Annotated in this window: 16 protein-coding genes; 10 read left to right on the forward strand and 6 right to left on the reverse strand. The window is 32.1% G+C overall.

Annotation, left to right across the window (positions count from 1 at the left end; genetic code table 11):
• Positions 1–513: 513 nt before the first annotated feature.
• Positions 514–3,102, reverse strand: a complete 2,589-nt coding sequence (locus BM246_RS01295; protein WP_074935458.1) for a BspA family leucine-rich repeat surface protein — start codon at positions 3,100–3,102, stop codon at positions 514–516.
• Positions 3,103–4,501: 1,399 nt separating this feature from the next.
• On the opposite strand from BM246_RS01295, the gene BM246_RS01305 reads away from it, so the two are divergent.
• The 4 genes from BM246_RS01305 to BM246_RS01320 all read left to right on the forward strand — a co-directional run bounded on the left by BM246_RS01305 (position 4,502) and on the right by BM246_RS01320 (position 11,683).
• On the forward strand, positions 4,502–6,595 hold the full coding sequence (locus tag BM246_RS01305) for an HsdM family class I SAM-dependent methyltransferase (protein ID WP_074935460.1): 2,094 nt from the start codon (positions 4,502–4,504) through the stop codon (positions 6,593–6,595).
• A complete protein-coding gene (locus BM246_RS01310; protein ID WP_074935461.1) occupies positions 6,595–7,899 on the forward strand; it encodes a restriction endonuclease subunit S in 1,305 nt (434 codons plus the stop codon). The genes BM246_RS01305 and BM246_RS01310 overlap by 1 nt, the downstream gene beginning before the upstream one ends.
• Before the next feature lie 2 nt (positions 7,900–7,901).
• Positions 7,902–11,171, forward strand: coding sequence for a DEAD/DEAH box helicase family protein (locus tag BM246_RS01315; protein ID WP_074935462.1), 3,270 nt, complete (start codon positions 7,902–7,904; stop codon positions 11,169–11,171).
• A 140-nt stretch (positions 11,172–11,311) separates the two neighbouring features.
• Entirely contained in the window at positions 11,312–11,683 is a 372-nt protein-coding gene (locus BM246_RS01320) for a Panacea domain-containing protein (protein ID WP_231961793.1), read from the forward strand.
• Between the two features lie 90 nt (positions 11,684–11,773).
• On the opposite strand, the gene BM246_RS01325 is transcribed toward BM246_RS01320, so the two are convergent.
• Both BM246_RS01325 and BM246_RS01330 read right to left on the reverse strand, forming a co-directional pair.
• The gene (locus tag BM246_RS01325) at positions 11,774–12,214 is read right to left on the reverse strand and encodes a hypothetical protein (RefSeq protein WP_042500874.1); all 441 of its coding nucleotides are present in this window, start codon (positions 12,212–12,214) and stop codon (positions 11,774–11,776) included.
• A gap of 105 nt (positions 12,215–12,319) precedes the next feature.
• Positions 12,320–12,613: a hypothetical protein gene (locus BM246_RS01330; RefSeq protein WP_042500877.1), complete on the reverse strand. Its 294-nt coding sequence runs from the start codon at positions 12,611–12,613 to the stop codon at positions 12,320–12,322.
• A gap of 186 nt (positions 12,614–12,799) precedes the next feature.
• On the opposite strand from BM246_RS01330, the gene BM246_RS20160 reads away from it, so the two are divergent.
• From BM246_RS20160 to BM246_RS01360, 6 genes are all read left to right on the forward strand, one after another.
• Complete coding sequence (locus BM246_RS20160; RefSeq protein ID WP_262481194.1) at positions 12,800–12,931, forward strand: hypothetical protein; 132 nt, start codon at positions 12,800–12,802, stop codon at positions 12,929–12,931.
• Between the two features lie 847 nt (positions 12,932–13,778).
• Positions 13,779–14,312, forward strand: a complete 534-nt coding sequence (locus BM246_RS01340) for an RNA polymerase sigma-70 factor (protein WP_074935464.1) — start codon at positions 13,779–13,781, stop codon at positions 14,310–14,312.
• A gap of 60 nt (positions 14,313–14,372) precedes the next feature.
• Positions 14,373–15,542 (forward strand): FecR family protein, encoded by a 1,170-nt coding sequence (locus tag BM246_RS01345; RefSeq protein WP_083415666.1) that lies wholly within the window; start codon positions 14,373–14,375, stop codon positions 15,540–15,542.
• 266 nt (positions 15,543–15,808) lie between these two features.
• On the forward strand, positions 15,809–18,940 hold the full coding sequence (locus BM246_RS01350) for a SusC/RagA family TonB-linked outer membrane protein (protein ID WP_231961794.1): 3,132 nt from the start codon (positions 15,809–15,811) through the stop codon (positions 18,938–18,940).
• A gap of 46 nt (positions 18,941–18,986) precedes the next feature.
• A complete protein-coding gene (locus BM246_RS01355; RefSeq protein ID WP_042505659.1) occupies positions 18,987–20,351 on the forward strand; it encodes a RagB/SusD family nutrient uptake outer membrane protein in 1,365 nt (454 codons plus the stop codon).
• A gap of 12 nt (positions 20,352–20,363) precedes the next feature.
• A complete protein-coding gene (locus BM246_RS01360) occupies positions 20,364–22,640 on the forward strand; it encodes a zinc-dependent metalloprotease (protein WP_083415667.1) in 2,277 nt (758 codons plus the stop codon).
• A gap of 96 nt (positions 22,641–22,736) precedes the next feature.
• On the opposite strand, the gene BM246_RS01365 is transcribed toward BM246_RS01360, so the two are convergent.
• The 3 genes from BM246_RS01365 to BM246_RS01375 all read right to left on the reverse strand — a co-directional run bounded on the left by BM246_RS01365 (position 22,737) and on the right by BM246_RS01375 (position 24,648).
• Complete coding sequence (locus BM246_RS01365) at positions 22,737–23,012, reverse strand: DUF6520 family protein (protein ID WP_042500892.1); 276 nt, start codon at positions 23,010–23,012, stop codon at positions 22,737–22,739.
• 98 nt (positions 23,013–23,110) lie between these two features.
• Positions 23,111–24,205, reverse strand: coding sequence for a hypothetical protein (locus BM246_RS01370; protein WP_074935467.1), 1,095 nt, complete (start codon positions 24,203–24,205; stop codon positions 23,111–23,113).
• On the reverse strand, positions 24,202–24,648 hold the full coding sequence (locus BM246_RS01375; protein ID WP_139221823.1) for a MauE/DoxX family redox-associated membrane protein: 447 nt from the start codon (positions 24,646–24,648) through the stop codon (positions 24,202–24,204). The genes BM246_RS01370 and BM246_RS01375 overlap by 4 nt, the downstream gene beginning before the upstream one ends.
• Between the last annotated feature and the right edge of the window lie 78 nt (positions 24,649–24,726).

Below are 24,726 nucleotides of genomic sequence, written 5' to 3' on the forward strand. Positions count from 1 at the left end.
TTTATCACTCTCCAATATTACTTTAATCGTGTAAGCCAATACATGGACCGTTCTCTGTTTTTCATGGATATTTTTTTCGGTTAGACCTTAAACAAAAAAAACCAAATAGATACTGCTATCTATTTGGATTCTTATTCTACTAGGAAATAAAGTATAATCTGTTATGTGCTTTAATTTATTTGAATAAAATAAAAGTCAGTTCAAGAGATTTCGACTTTTTTCATCGGAATTGTGTCGAGAACATTGAAACACAAAAATTTTATTCTCGATACTAATTTTACTCAACGGGCACAACAGGTACAACAGGTAAACTATATTATTTTTTTAGTTTGAGTTAGATATTTTTATGACATTAGAAACCTAAAAAAATTATTAAAATAGAAAAGGATTTAAGAACTGTGTTATTACCAATAAAAAAAACAAACCGTGTTTTAAGTTTGGGTTTTATAGAAAACAATGCCACAGCTACTAATTATTTATTTATTTATGAAGACAAAATATTAACTAAATGTATCATTGCTTAACTATTTTTTTAATGGCTATTTGACCTTCTGTATTTTCTATTTTTAAAATATATAATCCAGAAGGTAAGTTGTTAGTGTCTATATTGGTACTGATAGTGCTTAATACTTGTTTACCCATTATAGAATAAACTGATGCACTTTTTAACTCAAAACCAGCAGGACCATTAATAGTTAATAAACTCGTTACCGGATTAGGACTTACGCTTATAGTATTACTAAACACTTCATCATTAATAGATAGAGTATCATTACATGCTGCTTCTGTAACTTCTGTTCCATTAATGGTCCAATTTTTATCCATAGTAAGGGTATTAACAGCAGCTTGCGCAGCGTCAGAATACTCATGAACGGAAAGTACTATGCCTTCAGAAACTTCATGTTCTGCCCACCCTATAAGCGTGTTAGCATAGTTGTTACAATCCATTGCCACCGAATTGAACATTTCAGTCATATTGGTTACATTGCTCACATCCCAATCACCAAGATCTACATTGAAGCTTGTAGCACCCCAAAATATGTGAGACAGAGATGTAACGTTACTGACATCCCATTGACCTATGTTCCCTCCTTCAAAAAATTTGACTCTATCGAACATAGCGAACATATCGGTGACATTTTCCAAATTGGGAATATCCGTGGCTGTTACGTCTAGATTAATGCATCCAAAAAAGGCACCGCTCATACTTTGCCACTTGATAGCACCCCATTGCTTTACTTCTGTTATCTTGTCCTTGTTAACTACTACACCATCTGAGTTTTCACCTTCATTGTTAAATTGAATAGCTGGAAAGTTTCCAAAAATCTTTACATCATAGCGACCTTCAATACCGTATGTATAGTTGGCACTACCTGTATAAAATTCTAATGCTGACCCGTCACCCCAATCTATAAAATATTCGTAATTATAATCATCGTTGATAGGTATGGTAATATCTAAACCGGTTTCATCCTCAACCTCCCAAGTAGTAATAAAATATTCAGATTCTATACCACTATCACTACAAGCACCATCATGTATTATTTTAATATCCCATGATTTATTATCAGTAAGTTCCGATACTGAACTGGTAACAATACGAGCATCTAAATAGTCAGATACAGTCATTTTATAACCAGATGGAGTATTCGCATTATCTGCCCAACCTACAAGAGTAAGGCTAGTGTTTAAACAACTCATAGGAGCCAAATCTGATAAACCTGTACCATCTTCTCTTCCGAATATATCAGCAGATCGAGAAACATCCATGCTACTAAAGTCCCAACTGGTAATATTTGCATCGAAATTAGAGTGCTCAAACATTATTGAAAATGCTTCCACATTACTCACGTCCCAACTGTTAAAATCGGTGTTTTGCCCAGTAACACCGCTAATTCGAAACGCACCCCACATGTATTCTACAGCGTTCAAATTAGGGGTGTCGCTAGCAATTACTTCTAAATTCGTGCACCCAAAAAAAGCATTCGCCATGCTTTCCCATTCTATAAAGCCCCACTGCTCTACGGTACGTATTTTTTCTAGGTTGTTTTCTATTAGATTTGTATTGTTAAAATAAATGGCTGGAAAATCTCCACTAATGGTAACAGTATAGGTGCCTGCATTCTGATAAGTATGGTCGGCGTTGCCAGTTTCAGTAGTGATGTTACCATCTCCCCAATTTACACTATAGTCATAAGTATAATTACCATAAAAGGTATTGGTATTAATAGGTATGATAATTTCTAAACCTGTTGTTTCATCAACCTCCCAAGTAGTAATGAAAGTGCCTTGTCCCAAACTAGTATAATCTTCAGTTTCTACAAAATTAGAAGTATCACCAGTTAGGTCAAACCCCACTAATGCACCGCCCTCAGGGCTGTTTTCTGAAACATCCACTACATTAGTTATTAAGGTGTTATCTCCACCAGCTACACCTTCGTCAAAAGGATAATAAGCCAATAAGTTGTCTTCGGTAGCACCTAATTTTGAGATCATCTGCCCTCGAATCTCATTTTGAGTTTTTGCATAGTTCCAAACTCTTAACTCATCCATAGCACCTGAAAATTTATGCTGATAGCCGCCACTAAAAAATTTTAATGCACCTATTGTAAAGTAATCTGTCACAAAATCACTAGTATCAACCCCCTTTCCTCTATATACCTCAACTCCATCAGCATATAAAAATATATTATTATCGGCTGAGTCATCACCAGGATATGCTTTCCTAACAAAGGCAACATGATGCCATATATCATTACTCATGGTCACTGGAGCATAATGATATGTCCAACCATGAACTGGACCCCATTCTGTGTATAGAAGTCGTCCTGCTTCAATATTAAACTCATACGAAAATTTATCTGCATCACCTGCCGCATCATTAGCCCAAGTTGCTATAGCTAACCTATCACCTAATTCTGGGAATTTCACCCATACTTCTAGGGTAAATTCATCATTTCCATTAGGTAAAGAAAAATGGTCTCCTATTATATATGGACCATGATTAAAATGTAAAGCGTTGTCGTTTTGAGCAACAGCAGATATACATACAAAGGTTAACAGAAGTATGCATAATTTCTTTAAATGTTTTTTTTGTTTCATAATTTTAAAGTGTTTTTATTGAAGTTTAAACATTATTAAGCAACAAATAATTATAATAATAGATACTACTTCAAAAAAAAGTGCTGAGTAAAGCTTAACTAGGGAGGAACTATATGTTTTTCGGGATTTCGTGAAATCTGGTTTTTAATCTCCTGTTATTATTTACCAATGGATACTAAGTCCACAATTAAACAATCATAGAATTTATCAATTAAAACCAACAATTGAATCCTTTTTGATTTTCTTAAAAGAAAGTTCAATAAAAACTACACGTATACCAATCTACTATTTATGGATGGAGGTATATCTAATTTAATAATTATTTATGCTCCTTCTAAATTTGTAATTTAACCCTCAGTAAGTTCCAGCCTTAAAATAATCTTTCTCAAAACTAATTTTTACTACCTTAACCCTATCTAATACAAACCAAAAATCACTTTTAACTGAATTCATTTTGTCTTCCAATCTTTCATATCGAATTCTAGGCATTGTAGTTTTCTCAATTATTATATTCTCAGCTACATCTGTAATCAAAAGCATTTTAAATATTTCTAATTTAATTCTTATTTCAGCTTATCAATCTTATTCATTAGTAGCTGCATATCCTTGCTTACTTTTCTTTCTACTATTCTTGCATAGATTCGAGTAGATGCAATTTTTGAATTCCCTAATAATTTAGAAACAATCTGTCTCTATGGGAACATCATTGCTAGATTTACAGTGATAGCTCAGGTGTGTCTAGTCATATAAAAAGTAAAATTCTTTTTTAAATCAACTTGCTTGTGCAATCCCTTGTGCAATCCCTTTGAGATAAAAATTTACTTTTTCATTTGTAATTACGGGAAACAATGTTTCAGTAATTTGTAAAAGGCTACGATAAAACTTTTGAAGTTAAAACACACGAACGTATAAAGCTAAATAAGCCATTATTTAGATTCGAATTAGAAATCTACACGCGGAATTTAAACAAGCGTAAAAATCCAATCGGAATCTACACGGTTAAAGATTTAATTGATAAGGCTAAATATCAAATGTTAGCAAATGAGTTATTGAGTAAGTATGATAAAATAGAAAAACAACAAAATATTCCATTATCACAGCTTAATAACAAAGAAAAAGAAGTGTTAGCATTATTTCAAAATTAAGACATATTGCAACAGTATAAAATAGACCATTCTGAAACATACGGTAATCGTAGAAAAGTGTATAATAATTTTAAAAAACGTTATAATAATAAATATCTCACACACGTAAAAGAGCAGTTAAAAACAAGTTTAAAACACACGCTATTTTAGTACTTGTAATATAACATAAAACAGGGGTAAAAAGTAAATGAGGAAATCCTTATTATTTAACCAATATATATTTATATTTTTAACGATTAAAGACAAAACTATCAATGAGCCAAAATATATTACAATACGAATCTAAAGTATGGTCTACTGCCGACCTTTTAATTGGTGCAGGAATAAAACAATCAGACTTTCCAAAATATATGATGCCTTACTTTGCAATGATAATGTTGGAAAGTAGATTGGTACGTCATTACAAAGAATTATTAAAAGACTTTGGAGTAGATTCTATTGATGATATAGAAAATATTAACGATTTCTTAGAAGAGTTTAAAGATTATAACATTGGTTATAACGAAGTTGTAATTAAGCAACACAAAACATTAGCAGATATCTGTAAGAATGATAAAACATTCGATAACGATTTTGATACCTACCTAAAGGCATTCGACCCAGAAACAAAAGAATTATTGGGTGTAGATAGAGGAAATACAGAAGAAAAGTATTTAGATATTTCAGGATTAAGCGGACAATTACGTAAAAAGAACATTCTTTTTGATACCGTTAAAAAATGGAGTGAAATAGACTTAACACCGTTCAATAACTCTGACATAACCACTTTAGAAGAACATATAAAACGTAAATGGGCTGATATATCTGCGGAAACTGCTGGAGAGCAATACACGCCTGACGATATTATAGCTTTAATTACTGAAATTATCTTATCTAAAATTGAAGATAACGGAGAGTTTTTGACCATTTACGACCCAACGTGTGGTGGTGGAAACTTACTTTTTGGAGTAGAAGATATTATTCAAAAAAGTTATAACAGACCTACAAAAACCTACGGTGAGGATTGGAGTGATAGCTTATACGCATTAGCCAAAATTGAAAGTCGTTTTCGTACAGATTCAGATATTCGTTATGGTAATACATTAACTAATATTTCATTTATAGAAAAACAATTCGATGTTATTGTAGCAAATCCACCTTATGGTGTAGATTGGAAAGGCTATAAAAAAGATATTGAAAATGATACTACAGAGCGTTTCCACGCTTTACCATCAATTTCAGACGGACAATTTTTATTCACACAGCACATTTTATCGCAATTAGATGCTAAAGGCTTATCGGTTGTAGTGCATAACGGTTCTACCTTATTTAGTGGTGATGCAGGAAGCGGTGAAAGTAATATTAGAAAATATTTCTTTGATAATGATTGGGTAGAAGCGATTATACAAATGCCTACCGATGAATTTTTCAATACAGGTATTTATACCTATTTATGGATTTTCAACAAGAACAAAGCAGCAGCACGTAAAGACAAAGTGATCTTAATTAATGGTAGTGATTTTTACGAGCCTTTAAAGAAAAGTAAAGGGAAGAAGCGTAAAGAAATGACACCTGTTAAAAGAGAAACAATTATTGAAGCTCTAACCAATTTTGAAGATACCGACTATGCGAAGGTATTTGATAAATGGCATTTCTATTTTAACAAACAAGCCATAATGTTAACCAATGTCGATGAAGATGGAAAGACATTTGAAAGCAAATTACCTGTTAAGAAAAATAAGGAAGGAGAAGAAATTAGAGCAAAATCTATAAAACTAAATCCTACTAAAATAACGCAAGTTATAGAAGAGGAAACCATAGTAATAACAGACTTTGAAATTAAAACCTTTGATGCTAAAAAACACAATTCTTTATTAGCTTATTTTAATGATGAGTTAAAACCTTTAATAGCTAATTTAGACTATAAAGAAGCAGATTTAAAAGTAACTACAGCCAAAACGAGTTATTATTTTGATTCTGATAAGGAAACTATCATAGAAGAAACTAAAGACAGTAAAACAGCCTTAGGCTGTGGTAAAATAGTAATTAAAGCATCTTATAAAAAAACGACTAAAACTAAAGAAGCATCTATTGTAATTACAACAGAGTTAACACCACATTACGAGAAAGATTACGAGATAATACCATACGCATCAAACGAGGAAGACAACCAACAAAATATTGCCGATTTTATGGCAAAGTACATTACCAAACCGTTTAGATATATAGAAAACACTATTGGTGTAGAAATTAACTTTAATAAGGTGTTCTATAAACCAGAGGAGTTACGTTCTTTAATTGAAATTACTACCGATTTACAAACCTTGGAAGATGATTTATCTAACCTTGAAAAAGAATTAACAATTTAATGGAAAAGTATAACGAGTATAAAGATTCTGGTATTGAATGGTTGGGCGAGATTCCTGAACATTGGGAAGTTAAAAGAATAAAGGATTGTGCATCAAAAGTAAAGACAGGTACAACACCATCATCAAAAGATGGTGATTACTTTTCAGAAGGTACTGAAAATTGGTTCACACCTGTAGATATTAAAAATAATGTAATAAACTTTTCTTCAAGAAAAGTTATAAAAAAATCATTTACTGATAATCAAATAAGTCTATTTGATGAACATTCAATTTATTTAATTGGTATTGGGGGTACTCTAGGGAATGTAGCTATTTCTACAGCAAAATCAAGTTGTAATCAACAAATAAATGTAATCACATTTAGTAAAGATAACATTGATTCAAAATTTAGTTTTTATCAATTAATTGTAGTAGGTAATACATTGTTAGGTTGGTGTAATTACACAACTATGCCAATTTTCACTCAAACAGCCACTAAACAATTAGAGTTAGCGCTACCGCCTCTAAGAGAACAAACCCAAATAGCTGATTTTTTAGATGTAAAAACTACAGCAATAGATAAAAAAGTAAAACTATTACAGCAAAAAGTAAAACTCTATAAAGCCTACCGCAAGAACCTAATTAATGAAGCCATTACAAAAGGGTTGGATAAAACCGTAAATTTAAAAGATAGTGGTATTGATTGGTTAGGTGTAATCCCAAAGCATTGGGAGGTAAAAAGATTAAAAGATGTTGGTAAAGCAATTATAGGTATTGTTTATTCTCCATCTGATATTGTTAATGAAAAGGAAGGTATTTTAGTTCTACGGTCTTCAAATATTCAAAATGATAAACCAAGCTTCTTGAATAATGTTTATGTTAATAAAGAGATACCTAATCATCATTTAACAAAAGTTGGTGATATTTTAATTTGTTCAAGAAATGGTAGTAGAAGGTTGATAGGGAAAAACATAGTTATAGATGATAAAACGAAAGATTATACTTTCGGTGCGTTTATGACAATTTTAAGGTCTAAAAACTATCGATTTTTATCATATTTTTTTAAATCAATTTTATTTGACTTTCAATCTGGTGTTTTTATGACATCAACTATAAATCAGCTAACTGTTAGTACATTAAATAAGTTGTATTTTGCTTTTCCACCAATAGAGGAACAAATACAAATAGCAGATTATTTAGATACTAAAATAACTTCAATTGATAAGATTGTAAAAAACATAGAAACTCAAATTACCACTTTAAAAGAGTTGCGCAAAACACTAATAAACGAGGTAGTAACAGGTAAAGTAAAAGTAAGCGCATAATTATGGATGAACTAATACTACAAGACAAATACTTAATGAACTTCTTTACCAATCGTACAGATGGGTTGCAATACAAAGAAGTAAAAGCAAATACAGTATCTAAATTACATTTTGTAGTAGAAGATTTAAAATACTTTATTAGCGAGACAACACTAAATAAAACTGCCTATCGTAAGCTCTTAAAAAAGTTTGATAATAACGAAAAGCAATTATTGCAAGAGTTTCAAGAAGAATTAAACGAGCGTATTGGTAAGTCTAAAAATATGGCTTTGTTTATTGGTAGTAATCAATCCATCACGTTTAAAGGCGTTAAAATCAACTTGTTTTATCCAAGTGGCAGTATTACACACGGAGATACATTATTTAACGAGAATCAATTTTCAGTAGTACAAGAATTACCATACATATACAAACATAAAGGTAAAACACAATTTAGTTTTCGTCCAGATATTACCTTTTTCTTAAACGGTATATTTTTAGGCTATTCAGAATTAAAATCAAATTACAACAACCAAAGCGCACATAAAGACGGAAAGATTAAAATTGCTAATGATTATCAAAAAGCAGTAACTAACTATTTAGATATTGCAGAAGGTAATGATGTCTCTCAAACAATCCGTAAAGACTTTTTAAAGATATTTGAAAAAGCTATACATATTACTACAACTGATGTACAGGACACATTTATAATTAGAAATATTTCAAATCAGTTTGATGAAATTAAATCTAAAGTTGAAGATAATTCGTTTGATTTTGATAAGTACAAAGCAAATGTAAATGATGGGTTAAAATCTTATCCTTTAACTAATCCAGAAGCTAATAAACAACAACGTTTTGAAGAAGTATTTAAAGCCTTGTACGGTAAAAAAATGATAGAGCGAGAAATACTCTATTATAATTTTATTGAACGTGAATTAGTAAAAGAAGATAAAGGAAAACAAAAAGGATATAAGCATAATGATGGTAGATTAATAGCACCAAGACCAAAACAAAAGTTTGGAGCAGATAAAATCATCAATAAGATAGATGAATTTTTAGAACACGAAGATGAGCCAGATTACTTCATAAATAAACTACGTCAGCAACTAACCGAAAAAGGCTTAGGAGCTACTCAGATTGAAGAATTAATTACTAAAAGGCAGAAGTATCAAAATAATAAAAACGTCTATTCTTTACTCTTACAATACGCAGCTGGTTTTGGTAAAAGTAATATTATAGGTTGGTCTTCTTTAATGTTGAAAGATTTACGAAAGAATGATGAGTTTGTCTATGATAAGATAATGTTGGTTGTAGATAGAGTACAGTTAAGAGACCAATTAGATAGTAAAATGTATAATATGAACATTGCAAATAGTATGTTCATAGAAGCCAATAGTAAAAAATCATTTTTAGAAGCTTTAAACACAGATAAACGTATTGTAGTAGTCAATCTTCAAAAATTTAATTCAATAAGAGAGTTTTTAGATGATGAGGTAGTACAAAAATTATCATCTATGCGTATTGCTTTTTTAATTGACGAAATACACCGTTCTAATAGTGGTCAACAACACGAAGAAATGGTGTCATTATTTGATGAATTACAAAATAGTTTCGATTCTAATAAAGAGTATAAAAAAACATACAATAAGAAAAACTTAATAATAGGTTTTACAGCAACACCAAGCGATGTAACATTAGCACGCTTTGGCGAGTATAACAAATATGCAGAAGCCGAAAAAATATGGGTTCCGTTTGATAGTTATACAATGAAAGAAGCTATTGAAGATGGTTATATTTTAAATCCAATAAAAGGGATTGTTCCTGTATCTGCTAAAATGTATTTTGAAAAACCAGAGGATGCAACAGAAGGTTTTGAAGGAGATACTGGCTATTATCAAGAAATGCCAAATAATCCTGATGCTGGAGTTGATGCTAATGGAAAAAAATACAGAATTAGTAAAAAGAAAATATACGAAGATGAAGAGCGTATAGAAGCAATATCAAAGTTTGTAGCAAAACGATTAGTTTCGGCAGTATATCATAATATTAGAGGTACAGCGAAAGCAATGTTTGCAGCATCTTCAATTAAGGCAGCTATTAAATATCGCAAATACATACAGCAATATTATAACGAATTAGTTTCAGAAAAGAAACACGAACGTTTTAAAGATGCACCTATCTATATTGTATATAGTTCAGATGGTCAGAAATATGAAAGCGCAACAACCTTAAACGGTGGTTTATCAGAAGCCAAAGTATTACAGAATTTTGCACTTAAAAAGAATGGTTTAGTAATAGTAGTAGATAAATTACAAACAGGTTTTGATGAACCTAAATTACATACCTTATTTTTAGATAAAGAGATTAGAGGTATAAATGCCATACAAACTATTTCAAGAGTTAACCGTACAGCAGGAAAATATAAAAAGGATTGTAAGATTATTGACCTATCATATAAAAATGTAAACGTTAATAATATAAAACAAGCATTCGAGCATTTTAGTAATGTTGTAGTAAGTGATTTTGATCCTTTAGGGCAAGAGCAATTATTACAAGAGATTTACCAAAATCTAAATCAAGTAGATATTTTTAAATCACATTTTAAACTGTTTAAAGCATATCAATTAAGCGATAAAAAAGATATATCTACAATTCTTAATTTTGAAAGTGCAGTAACAGAATTAGTAAGAACGCAACCAGAAGAAGCTAAAAAGTTAAAACAAAGTATCAATAAGTATTTTAAAATATTAAACTTAATAGCATTTGTTATAGAGATAGATGATAAATACAGCGAAGAGAATTTTACAGAGTTCTGGTATAGGTTTAGTGTATTATACAATTCATTAACAGGTACAACAGAGTTAATAGATGATGTTGAGGTATATTTTGATAATAGAATAGGGATTGTAGCACCACCTGAAGAAGTTGAAAAACCAAAAGGAAATAAAGATAATTCTGAACCATCAGGCAAACCAAGTAAACAATACAAATTCGATATATTAGCAGTAATAGAGAAGCGTAATGAAGAAGAAGAGGAAATAGAAGCTTTAATATTAGACTTTCAAAATAAGATAGAAGCATTTTTTGAGTATGTAAACAAAGAAGGTACAAGAGTCGTTGCTAAAATAAAAAGCACTAAAACAGCTTTTGATGAAGATGAAATTTATAAAGACTTCGAAATCATTTATAAAAAATACATAAGAAGAAATCGTAAAACATTAGGGCTATTCTTCATTAAAGAAACCGAAGACATAGTTAATCAATTATGCGATGATTTTGAAAAAACAATTTAAAATATAATAGTTTATTTGGTGTTCATTTAAAAAAAATGAATACCTCGTTGTAAATAGGCATCCATTTTTACAACATAATGAAAACTACAGTATTTGACATAGTAAAATATATTCTTTCTCAAACGGGGTATATTTCTGCAGTGAAGCTACAAAAGCTTGTTTACTATTCTCAAGCGTGGTCTTTAGTGTGGGATGATAAACCTTTGTTTGATTCTAAAATAGAAGCGTGGGTTGATGGTCCTGTAGTTCCAGATTTATATCAAGAACATAAAGGTAAATTTACCGTTTCTATAGATGATTTTAATGGAGATGTATCTAATTTATCTTCTGATAATATTTCGACAATAGATGAGGTTTTAAAGGCTTATTCTGATAAAAATGCTCAATGGCTTTCTGATTTAACTCATATGGAAGATCCTTGGTTAAATGCAAGAAAAGGTCTTTTAGGTTCTCAACGTGGAAATAATGAAATCACTCTAGATTCAATGGGTGAATATTATTCATCTCTATAATTTAAATTTTCTAAATGGGTTCTGTAAAACGCGAAGTTAAATTTGCTAAACAACCTAGTATGAAACACGGCTTAAGTTAGCTGTAGTTTTCTATTCTATTTCATACAGATAAATTCCTCCAGAATTAGCACTTAAAAGCTTTTGATTTTTAAAAATAAATCGTTGCAAGTTTCCATTTTTTATATCATATTTGGCATTCTTTATTTTTATACCTTCACTGTCAATCAAAACATAATTTAATTCTTTTTCATTATTACTTTTTATAATTGTCCGAGTCATACTGTTGCTAGTTTTAAAAGAATCAAACCGTATTTTACTAAAGCCAAGTTCATCATAGGATAATGTTTTGTTTGTAATAACTTTACTATCAATATTTATCTTATAAATTTTTAAATATTCACTTTTATCATTGTATGTGGCTGGGTGTTTACTTATAACTGTTATAATGTTATCTTGTAAATAACTATCGATATAATATTTAAATTTATTTGAGTTCAAAGATATATCTGAATATTTTCCTTTATTTATCATCGTTATATTTGGTAGACTACATTTAATATAGCTCCAAAAGAGAAGAATAATGTCATTTTGGGCTATGATTTTTTTTGGGTTTGGCAATATAATTTCGTCCTTTGTTCACTTGTCTTGTGATGTTTTTATTGAATAAATAATATTAGAATGTTTCTCATCTATTTTTAAAGCCCATTTCGGATTTAAATTTTTGTCATAGTTAATTAAGTAAGCATCTGTTGAGTTTCCATCATTTAACTTTGTCTTAAATGAATATCCTGCGCAATAAATATCATCATTATGCCATTCAACTGACTCGACATATTGAATATTATCAAATACAGGTTTTGAAATAACTTTTTGGGCAAAAGATATAGATGTAAAATAAATTAATAGAATGGTTGAAATTATGTTTTTCATTAATTTTAATTGATTATTTGTTAATTACAGCTAACAATTGCATATAAACAATTGTCTATAGCGTTAACTAAAAATCTAATATAATTTCATAATAATCAGACTAATATAAAAATAGTTAAGAGAACAACACAAAAACAATGGACATATTAAAAAATTAGAAGTAACTGATTATTTTTATCTTTAACCATGGCAAAATCAAAACTCCCAAGATGGATTAGAATTCTTCGGTATTATCTAAATTGCTTGTGGTATTATGTTTTGTTTCCATTAGGCGCCGAAGAAGACGACTTTACGAAACAATGGAAAAAGAGAACGTAATCCATTCTAGCTTGTATATTTCCACACCACCATTATACAAGAAATAATGGCTAAAATTATTAATAGTATAATAATAATAATAATAGGATTGGCGTAGTTTTTAGGCTGCTTCTCTTCCAATAGCTTTTATCTGCAAGATAAATCTTCCTAATTAAAATCAAATAATTCTTTTCGGTCAATTAAAAGCCGAAAAAAATTATTTCAAAATAAACGAATCATCTAGCTTATTATTACCATATTTTTTTTCAACAAGTTTAAAGAAATCGGATAAACTAACATTTTTGTTGAAGCAGATAATAGACAAAGTATATAATGGTAAGTTATATCCATCTTTCTCCATAATTTTTTCAATGGTATTTTTGTGAACGCCATATAGTTTTCCATATTCTCTCGTAGATTTCCCATCAATAAGCCATTCTTCACTTATGTACTTACATACATATTTACTTGCAAGGTATATTTTTTGACTATTCTTACTTCTTGGCATAAAGCAAAGGAAACCATAAGGAAATTGAATTCAGGGCACGATAATGACCAATTGAATTATTTGTTATATATTTGTAATTGAATACATATATTTGCGATTCTTCGTATAGAAAATATTTGAAGCTTTCGCTTTGAGTCTCTAATAGAAAACTGGTAATTTTTGCACCTGAGATGATAAGTAGAATGGCTCACGTACCCGGGCGTGGGCTCTCTTATCGGTGCAAGGTATACCAGTACCTCTATTAGGTAAGTTGAGTACTGCGCCCTATTTTTTCTGCACAGTTTAAAAATTGAAAAAACGCTTGGTACTCTAAATTATAAAGGAAATCTTTTAGAAACTTCCTTTTAATACCAACGCAATATGTTTGACGACAAAGTACACCCCAAAAGTTTGGACGGGTTTAAGTCACTTTTTGAGACCCTCTACCCTTCGTTGTGCTTATTTGCCAACAAATATCTCAATGATATGGATACGTCTAAGGATGTTGTACAAGAGGTATTTATTAAGATATGGGAACGAGACACCCCATATCCAAATTTTTATGCGATAAAATCTTTATTGTATACATCCGTTAAAAACCGCTGTTTAGACTATCTGAAAAGTAAATATCATAGAAGTATGGTTCAATCTTCAGATCTTGACTTTGATCATATGGTAAGCGATACGTTTTTTTATACCCAATTAACACTTACAGATACCTATGCCCAGCTAGAGACCGCCATTAAGCAACTGCCAAAAAAAAGTGAAGCTGTTATTAGACTAACTCTAAATGCCTATACTAATAAAGAAATCGCTGAAGAACTCTCAATAAGCAAAAACACTGTTAAATCTCAAAAGCGTATTGCTTACAAGAAGCTAAGGCATACTATTGGCAGCCTCCTAAATATTTTTTAATTCTTTTTTACACCCTCTTTTTAACTTCTGTCGTTTTGGTGTTATAACCCAAGGTTTATAATGACAATTTTTAGAGACCTATTTAAACTCAGCAAGAAGCTATCTAAAGCCTTGCTTGAAAATAAAGGATTACAAGATTTGGAAACGTCTGATTTGTTTTTAGATGATGCCAAGACGCATATTAAACAACATCTATCTAACGAAGCCATTAAAGAAAATTTAGAACTCCTTAACCAAATTGATAAAGAGGCGGATTGGAAAAAAGTAGAGCAAAGCATCTCTGGTGATGGCAAATTAAAACCTAGAAAGCATTTTTCTATTTCTTCTTTTTACAAAATAGCCGCTGCTATTCTGATATTTATTTCTATTGGTTATCTGACAATTAACAATAGCATCGAAAATGAGGATTTAGATACCTCAACTACCGAAATTTTAGCAGGAACGGATAAAGCCATTTTAACGCTAGATGATGGTAGCGCTATAGTTCTTGATGAGAAAAAACAATATAAAAATGCTATGGTTAAAAGTGACGGCGAGCGCTTAACGTATACCAAAGCCAATACCTCGTCTAAACGCGCTTTTAATTATCTCACAGTACCTAGAGGTGGGCAATATCAAATTGCCTTATCTGATGGCACTTTAGTGTGGTTAAATGCAGACAGCAAACTAAAGTATCCTGTAAATTTTGTTGAAGGAGAGCCTCGCATTGTTGAGTTAGTCTATGGCGAGGCTTACTTTGAAGTATCACCTAGTGCCGAGCATCAGGGTAATCATTTTAAAGTGCTAACAAAACAACAAGAGGTGGACGTTCTCGGCACAATATTTAATATAAAGGCCTACAATGATGAGCCCTATATGTATACCACGTTGGTTGAGGGCCACATAACTATTCGTATAGACGACACCTTAGAGCAATTAATCCCCAATGAACAAACTCAGGTAGACTTGAGAACAAACCAGTTGACTAAGTCTATAGTGAACGTGGATTATGATGTGGCTTGGGTTAAGGGCTACTTTAATTTTAAAGATACCTCTTTAAAAGATATTATGCGCGTTCTATCCCGATGGTATGATGTTACTATCACCTTTGAAACACAAGCTTTAGAACATGTAAAATTCAGTGGCCTACTCCATAAGAAACAGAATATTGAAGATATTTTAAACGGAATTAAAAACACAAAATTTATAAATGACTATGACCTAAAAAACAAGACGATTACAATTAAATAAGAAAAGGGAATAAAGCTACTACCTGGACAGTAACGCGCTAAATCCCCTTTATACACTAACCGGTTTTAAACCAATTAACGCACAAATTTATGCAAATTAAATTTACAAGCATGCATTTCTTTCGATGGAAAGGAATTTCGATGTTGATCATGAAAACTTTTTTACTCCTATTCTGCACTACTGCTTTTAGTCTTGCACCAAGCGCTACTTTTTCGCAAAACGAGAAAGTGACCATCGACTCTGATAAGACTATGACTATTTATGAGGTGTTGGAACTGATAGGAAAACAAACAGAGTGTACATTTATTTACCAGTCTGATATATTTAAAGATGTACAAGATATTCCTCTGACGAAGGGTGTGATTAAGGTTAAGGAATTATTACAGAAATATCTTCCAGAATCGGATTACACTATTACAACGACTAACGACACTTATATTACCATTAGTAAAAAAGTATTAAAACCAACAAAACAGCGTCAAATTGAAGTTAAAGGTCAAATTACAGACACCGAAGGACTTTCTATTTCTGGGGCGTTTATATCTATAAAAGGAAGTAATAAAGGTACTACGTCGTTAATTGATGGCACCTATAATATAAATGCTAACGCTGATGATATTCTTGTCTTTTCGTATTTAGGTTTTTTGACCCAGGCCATTGCGGTTAATGGCAAACAAGACATTAATGTGCAGTTACAAGAAGATGTTACCGCATTTGATGCTGTAATACTTAATGCGGGGTATTACTCTGTTAAAGAAAGAGAAAGCACCGGTAGCATAGTAAAAGTAACCCAAAAGGATATAGAACAACAACCGATTTCAAACCCATTGGCTGCGCTGCAGGGAAGAGTTTCTGGAGTAGAAATTGTGCAAACCTCTGGGGTGGCAGGTGCTGGATTTGATATAAAAATTAGAGGGCAGAATAGTATACGTACTAATGGAAACAATCCCTTATTTGTAATAGATGGTGTCCCTTTTTCATCGTCAAGTTTGGGGGAGCAACAAGCCTCTATAATCATTCCAGGAACTGGTATAAGTCCATTAAACAATATCAATCCTACAGATATTGAAAGTATTGAAATACTTAAAGATGCTGATGCCACGGCTATTTATGGTTCTCGTGGTGCGAATGGCGTCGTTTTAATTACGACGAAAACAGGCAAGTATGGAGATACTAAGGTACAGTTGAATGTCCTTTCAGGATTCGGTAATGTTACCAATACTATGGATTTACTTAACACTGCCGATTATCTAAATATGCGTAGAGAGGCCTATTTAAATGATGGTATTGACCCTGTACCTTTCAACTCTTATGATATCAATGGCACTTGGGATAAAACCAAAAATACAGATTGGCAAAAGGTATTATTCGGAAAAACCTCATACATCACAAATTATCAAGGGGCAATATCTGGTGGTAATGCGCAAACGCGCTTTTTAATTAGTGCTAATGCGCATAAACAAACGAGCGTCTTTCCAAACGATTATCAAAATGATAAAATCTCTGGATTAGCAAATTTGACTCACTCTTCTAAAGATGAGACATTGTCTATTCAATTTTCAACGAGCTATACCTCCAACAAAAATAATCTTCCAAGCGATGGTCTGTTAGTATTCGAAGCTTTTCAACTAGCTCCTAACGCACCAACTCTATATACAGATGACGGCAGTTTAAATTGGGAAAAGTCCACTTGGAGTAATCCTTTGAGCAGACTAGAAGGTGTTTACAATGCCAATGCATCAGCTTTAATCAGTAATTTTAATGTCAATTATAAAATTCTCAATAATCTCAAATTTGTTTCAAATTTCGGCTTTACAGAAAATCATCTAACAGAATTAAATACGGTACCATCCACCATCTACGATCCAGCCTTCGGTGTGGGTGCAGAATCATCGTATGCTGTACATAACACATCGAATCGTACCTCTTGGATTATTGAGCCACAATTGCACTGGAATTATGATTTAAACGATACACGTTTAGAAGTCTTGGCTGGACTATCATTTCAGGATCAAAAAGATAGCCGTATATCTCAATTTGCGTTTGGGTTCTCTAACAATAACTTTATTGAAAACGTTTCTGCTGCCTCCAATTTGTTTCCCCTTGCAGACATCGATGAAAATTACCGTTATCAAGCCGTTTTTGGACGTATCAATATTAATCATAAAGGAAAGTATTTGTTGAACCTAACGGGTCGAAGAGACGGATCGAGTCGTTTTGGGCCTAACAAACGGTTTTCAAACTTTGGAGCCTTAGGAACTGCTTGGATTTTTTCAGAAGAAGAATTTATCAAATCCGCCATGCCATGGCTAAGTTTTGGGAAGTTAAAAGCGAGTTACGGGACATCAGGGAATGACCAAATTGGGGACTATCAATATCTAGACACCTATTCGTTTGGAAGTAACCAATACCAAAATACGACTGGCCTATTGCCTACCCGATTATTCAATCCTGATTACAGTTGGGAATCAAATAGAAAGTTAGAATTTTCGATGGAACTTGGGGTATTAGATGATACTATTTTTATCAGTGGGAATTATTATCGTCATAGATCCTCCAATCAGCTGGTTGGTATTCCATTGCCTTCAACTACAGGGTTTAGTTCCATTAATGCAAATCTTAATGCGACTGTCGAAAACACGGGTTGGGAATTTTCTATAAATACAATTAATATTAAGACTCATAATTTTAAATGGTCAACATCTTTTAATCTTTCTATCCCTAAGAATAGATTAATAGGATTCCCTGACCTAGAAGGCTCTACCTATGCCAATCAATTGGTTATAGGAGAGCCTTTAAATATTATAAAAACATATCAGTTAAATGGTGTTGATTCGGAAACTGATTTATATGAATTTGAAGACTTCAACAACGACGGTATCATTTCTAACCCAGATGACAGACAACTAATTAAAAACCTAAATCCTAAATATTTTGGTGGATTTACTAACAGTTTAACCTATGGTAAATTCACCATGGATGTATTGTTTCAATTCACAAAACAGCTAGGCTTTAATTATTGGTCTAATGGAGGAGTTCTTCCTGGCGGTATGGCCAATCAACCCGATCTAGTTCTTCAACGATGGCAAAATCCGGGAGATCAATCGACTATTCAACGGTTCACTACTGGCCTAGACCCAGATGGTTTACAAGCATTCAATACCTACACGCAAAGTGATGCTGCAATTTCTGATGCTTCCTATTTGAGATTAAAAACATTATCGCTGGCTTTTGAATTATCGAAAAAAGAAAACTCAAGATTTGGATGTTCTGTGTTTTTAAGAGGACAAAACCTTTGGACATTGACCAATTACATTGGTTTAGACCCAGAAACTAGAAATAATCAAACCCTGCCAACTTTAAAGATGATAACGTTGGGCACTCAAATAACATTTTAAAACCAAAGCCATGAATATATTATATATAAATACTAAAACATTTAAAATGCTGTGGGTCACCTTAATCCTTATTATCCCCGTTTTTAACTCATGTGAAGATTTTGTAGAGGTTGACTCCCCTAACAATCAACTGAATGGTTCTGATGTGTTTGAAAATGCGGATACTGTTGACGCCGCCTTTGCTCACATATATAGTCAATTAAGAGAAAATGCATTTACAGATGGTTCTATTTCTGGCCTATCTTATTTAATGGGTCATTACGCTGATGAATTGACGCTTTATAGTGGGAGTTTACCATCTGTTAAAACCTATACAAATAACACCGTTTTGCCCTCTGATTATACGATTAAAAAATGGTGGGATACGAGTTACAATCTAATCTATGCAACGAATAGCATTCTTGAAGGTGTTGAAAATTCCACAACACTCACACTAGATGAAAAATCTCGATTTTTGGGTGAAGCCTATTTCTTAAGGGGATTTATTCATTTTTATTTAGTAAACCTTTATGGTAATATTCCCTACATTGAACATACAGATTATAGTCTAAATAGTAGTGTTTTAAGATTGGAAGAAAGTGAGGTCTATACTAAAATCATTTCTGATTTACTACAAGCAAAGTCATTACTAACAGAGGACGATACAACTTTTTTTAATCTTAAGCCTAATCGATTTGTGGCATCCGCATTATTATCCAGAGTATATCTTTATCAAGAAGAATGGCAAATGGCCCTTAGTGAATCTCTTGAAATTATTGACAGTGGAAGCTACAATTTAAATTCCGACTTAAGTCAGGTTTTTGTAAAAACCAGTACTGAAACACTGTGGCAATTGGATTCAGGATTTTTTGGAACAAATACAAAAGAGGCTGTTACATTTATCTTTGTATCAGGACCTCCACCAAACTCTTATTTATCTAACTTTTTACTGAATGATTTTGAAGCTGGCGATGCCCGATTTACAAATTGGGTAGATTCGGTTTCGGAAGGCTCAGAGACTTGGTATCTCCCTTTCAAATATAAATTAAACGTGCCTACTGGAAGTACTGAAGAGTGTTCAATCTTATTCAGATTAGCTGAATTATATCTTATTTCTGCAGAAGCACATGCACAATTAGGAAATCTATCCGAAGCCAAAAATTTACTGAACGTTATTAGAGATAGAGCCATGCTCACTTCAATAACATCAAACAATCAGAGCGAAATTCTTAACGCTATTCTAAAAGAAAGACAAATTGAATTATTCAGTGAACTGGGACATCGCTTTTTTGATCTTAAACGTAAAGGAAGAGCCAACGACATTCTTTCACCTATAAAGCCAAATTGGAACACTACGGATTTATTATTGCCAATACCTGATTCAGAACTCCTATTAAACCCTAACCTATTGCCTCAAAATGACGGCTATTAAGAAAACGTGATTATGTATAAACTCAGTAATCCCAGCCATAGTATTCCATTTTTCAAAGGTAAACTTTTGTTTCATTTGATTAGTTTGTTAGTCACCTGCTCCACAATGGGGCAGGACAACAAATTTATCAATGCCTACTTGGAAAATGATAAGGCATATCTGGAAATAAAAAATGAACACCTTGATACTCCCATGCTTTTTGTAAGGCATGATATTGGACATAATCAAGTCGTTTGGTCTAAAGAAGGCAATCATATTCTTTTAACAATTCCGCAAATAAAATCGTCCTCTGGAGTACTTATTCCAGTAAACTACGATTATAGAAATGAATCCAATCTTATAGGTAGATTTCCAATTATTAAAGAGAAAAGCCACTCTGATTTATTTTATATTGATGTCACTAAACTTCTTTTTAATTCAACTCTAAAATGGAATCCTAAAAATTTAGATCCAGTCTTAACTGAAAGATCTTATGTGAAAAGTATTCATTTCTTAAAAAATGAAACAATCGTTAGTACTGTGCAAACTATTCAGCGAGACAATAATCAAAAAACAGATAATGTAAATTTCAGTTTCTATAAATTACCGAATTTAATGAAATCAAGGGCATTTGATCATCGCATGGGTTTCACAATTGAAGATGAATATGACAGAATTAACGGCTTCGCTGCATCTCCCAGAGCAAACATTATGCGATGGCGTTTAGAGAAGGAAGGGGACAAAAGCAAACTAAAAAACCCTTTAAAACCAATCGTATTCTATTTTGACCCAATGATGCCAGAGAAATGGAAACCCTATGTAAAAGCTGGTGTTATGGAATGGTTGCCCTCATTTGAAGCTGCTGGATTTACAAATGCAATTGAAATTAGAGAATTTCCTATTAAAGACTCCCTTTGGATACTAAACTCCGTTAACTATTCCATTATACGTTGGGCGAGCCCATCAAATATACGTGGAGGTGAAAATAATAGTGGGTCGACGATAGATATTATATCTGACCATCGTTCAGGAGAAATATTGAAATCAGATATTATTTTAAACAGTTCTTACCAGAATTTATCAGATAATTATTTAGTACGATGTGCCCCTATGGATAAACGCGCCCAACACTATCCGTTTGGAGAGGAACTTATGGGTAAGCTCATACAATTCGTTACTGCTCATGAAGCAGGACATGCCTTTGGAATTAAAGATGCCGATTTTGGGGAATTTGCATATCCTTTTGAAATGATGCGTGACGAAAAATGGTTGGAGGATATGGGGCATACACCGAGCATAATGAGTTATGCAAAACACAATTATATTGTGCAACCTGAAGACCGTATTTCTCCGGACTTGCTAATTCAGAAAGTTGGCCCAACAGATCATTATCAAATAAAATGGGGATATAAAATCTTCATGGAAAATGAGACATCAAATCTTGAAAATTTAATTTTGGCACAAGATGCTACACCTTATTATCGCTACCATAATCAATACCCTCAAACCATTGGTCCAGGTAATACAAATGAAGTCGTTGAAAGCAATGATCCTATTAAAAGTACCCAACTTGGCTTAAAAAATATAAAAAGGGTGTTGGAACTCTTACCAAAAATAAACGAAAGTCAAAAAGATTATGTTCTATTGGATAGATTACATAAAAAAACGTTACAACTATGGTATCATCAAATGAGTCAAGTCGCTTCATTAATAGGTGGATATACCATACAGTATAAATCGGGCTCACAATCGGGACCTGTTTATACTCCTATTCCGAGGGAAGTTCAGTTAGAAGCGCTAGATTTTTTGTTAAGTCATGTTTTTGAAGTTCCAGACTGGTTAAAGCACCCCTCTTTTTTGAACAAATTACAGTATTCTACGGATGCTGATCTTTTAATGAATTACCAATTAAAAATAATGTCGGAACTAATAGAACCCTATAGGATGAACAGACTAGAGGAAATGGAAAAAAACGACGCTTACAATGGAATTACAACTGAAATATTAGAAACATTAAGGACTAAACTTTTTATCGATTTTGATTGGCGTAACTCACTTACTGATAGCCGCAAATTAGAACTACAACTTGCTTATATCAGCTTACTTCAGGCATCGACCCTTCAAGAAAAGAATTACGTACATATAGGATTAGGTCATACTTATGGAATTTATAGTACGTATATAAAAAGTGTTTTCGCTGGAGAATTATTGATTTTGAATGCTGAAATACGAGACTTGAAAACAAAAATAAATAACAAAATTGTTTTGGGCCATTTGAATTTATGTCTAAAAAAGATACCATTAAATTAATCAATAAGAGGTTACCAAAAATATCTAGAGCCACCAAGTTATCCTAATTGCAATTATATTGATGCGTAACCTCTTAAATCTCAAAATGGACTTATATTAGTTCGTTCGTTTCAACTGAATAATACAAGAAGTTCCATTTAACAATCTAAATACTTGCTCACCATTAACGGTGCACAACTCATCGCCACCCACGGAACAATCCACATTGACCGATTGACATGGTTGTCCTGGAATAGTATTCGCAGTATAACCTGTGATCATGGCAAAATCGTCATCGACATTGGTATGATCAGGAGTCGTAAAAGCACTAGCAGTAAACGCAAAAATTATTGCAATTACTGGCATTAAAAATTTGAATTTTTGAATTTTCATAATCTATAATTTAAATTAAAAATTGTGATTTACTCTTTTTTACGGGTTTTCAATCTTCATCCCGCTACTGGCCAGTAGATAAATATTTTTATCATCTTCTAATTCATCTCATCAGAGTTCCTAGGTGTGGTTTTAAATTGTTCTTTATTGATTTCATAAACAGAAACTTTATCATCGATAAGTCCAATCATGAATGTATCATTCATACTGAATTCTCTCATTTTTTCTTTACCAATATCATAGAAGTAAAAACTAAATTCATAAGATCCCTTTTGCCAATTATAAACATCGACAATAGAAGCTTCATTTAACATTATTTCATCCTCGTACTTCCCTAGCCTGTCCGATTTAATTAGAATCAAATCTCCATGCATTATTGCTAGTTTATTTACGATAGTAGGAGGGGCATTAAATTTAGTCACATTGCTATTATCTATATTGGCAATTTGAAGCTGAGCAGTTTTTATTGTGTCAATACTGCGTTGTCGTTTAATGAGATTGAGATCTGAATCCATCAACATAAATTCATTTCGATAGTAATAAACGTATCCTTGAGAATTTGATTTGGAAGAAGATACCATAAGTCCATCAACGTCAAAAATACCATCGAATTGCTTTTCAAGAAGATCAGAATTTAAAAATATTGAGGCCTTATTGTTCTTTCGCTTCTGTATTAACCCAAGGGTTGTCACTTGGCTTTCGCTATCCGTTGTACTTATGTAAACCTTATTGCTATCAATTGGAATGGCATTGCTAAAGTAGGCGTAATCCTCCATCCATAAACTTGCTTTCCAATCACCAATTCTTCCTCTATATATGCAAGGCACGGTTCCGTCCATTATAAAGAAGTAAGGTGGTTTTAATTTTACCTTTAATGACCGAAACGTAAAGTTATTATTTTCTAAGATTAGTTGAATATGGTTTGTATCCTTCGTTTTAAGATTAATTTCAAGAAGATGCAAAGGAGCCGTTTTGTTTCCTAAATATAAATGATCACCATCAAAACCAGAAACGTAGTAAGAATTAAATCTAACGGATAAATCGTACTTTTTAGTTATTGGATGATGTGGATATCGTCTTGTAAAAGCATTATTTCGATGGACTGTGTGTTCTGATAATAAAAACAGAACGATAACCGAAAGAGAACTGAAAATCCCAACACTGAACAAAATGATTATTTCTCGAGTTTTCATAAGAGTTTCTTTGTCTTGTGATTTTTATTAGTGGTAAAAACAATACCTAAGATTGCAATTGCAATAAATAGAACATTAAGTAACATATGTTCTGTCCAACTTAATTTCTCCAACACTCCACCGCAAGAACATGGTATAAAATCACTGAAATTTAGAATGATAATTATATATGTCGTAAACATTATCATTAATGAATAGCTAGCAAAAAATGCGTGATACACATATTTAGGAAAAGACAAAAATGCAACAATTAGTAATTCTACTATTGGTATTCCCCATGAGACCCACCCTGCATAAGCTGTTAATATTGGTGATTGCCCTAATTGAATCTGAAAATTGCTAAAGTCTAAAAACTTACTACTTGCGGCATACCCAAATAATATTATTAATAGAGTTCTTGCTAATATTGGTATACTCTCAACTATATTATTGAACTTAATCATATCATTTAGTTTAATATGATAAAATTCAGTATAAAAAATTATTTTAAAAGTATAATCCATTAACTATAAAGGATTAAG

The sequence above is a fragment of the Algibacter lectus genome (assembly GCF_900112395.1).
Classification (GTDB): domain Bacteria; phylum Bacteroidota; class Bacteroidia; order Flavobacteriales; family Flavobacteriaceae; genus Algibacter; species Algibacter lectus.

Excerpts from the sequence above, each read along its gene's own strand:
- BM246_RS01295 (WP_074935458.1), bottom strand. The coding sequence starts at position 3,102 with ATGAAACAAAAAAAACATTTAAAGAAATTATGCATACTTCTGTTAACC.
- BM246_RS01305 (WP_074935460.1), top strand. The coding sequence starts at position 4,502 with ATGAGCCAAAATATATTACAATACGAATCTAAAGTATGGTCTACTGCC.
- BM246_RS01310 (WP_074935461.1), top strand. The coding sequence starts at position 6,595 with ATGGAAAAGTATAACGAGTATAAAGATTCTGGTATTGAATGGTTGGGC.
- BM246_RS01315 (WP_074935462.1), top strand. The coding sequence starts at position 7,902 with ATGGATGAACTAATACTACAAGACAAATACTTAATGAACTTCTTTACC.
- BM246_RS01325 (WP_042500874.1), bottom strand. The coding sequence starts at position 12,214 with ATGATAAATAAAGGAAAATATTCAGATATATCTTTGAACTCAAATAAA.
- BM246_RS01330 (WP_042500877.1), bottom strand. The coding sequence starts at position 12,613 with ATGAAAAACATAATTTCAACCATTCTATTAATTTATTTTACATCTATA.
- BM246_RS20160 (WP_262481194.1), top strand. The coding sequence starts at position 12,800 with ATGGCAAAATCAAAACTCCCAAGATGGATTAGAATTCTTCGGTATTAT.
- BM246_RS01340 (WP_074935464.1), top strand. The coding sequence starts at position 13,779 with ATGTTTGACGACAAAGTACACCCCAAAAGTTTGGACGGGTTTAAGTCA.
- BM246_RS01345 (WP_083415666.1), top strand. The coding sequence starts at position 14,373 with ATGACAATTTTTAGAGACCTATTTAAACTCAGCAAGAAGCTATCTAAA.
- BM246_RS01355 (WP_042505659.1), top strand. The coding sequence starts at position 18,987 with ATGCTGTGGGTCACCTTAATCCTTATTATCCCCGTTTTTAACTCATGT.
- BM246_RS01360 (WP_083415667.1), top strand. The coding sequence starts at position 20,364 with ATGTATAAACTCAGTAATCCCAGCCATAGTATTCCATTTTTCAAAGGT.
- BM246_RS01365 (WP_042500892.1), bottom strand. The coding sequence starts at position 23,012 with ATGAAAATTCAAAAATTCAAATTTTTAATGCCAGTAATTGCAATAATT.
- BM246_RS01370 (WP_074935467.1), bottom strand. The coding sequence starts at position 24,205 with ATGAAAACTCGAGAAATAATCATTTTGTTCAGTGTTGGGATTTTCAGT.
- BM246_RS01375 (WP_139221823.1), bottom strand. The coding sequence starts at position 24,648 with ATGATTAAGTTCAATAATATAGTTGAGAGTATACCAATATTAGCAAGA.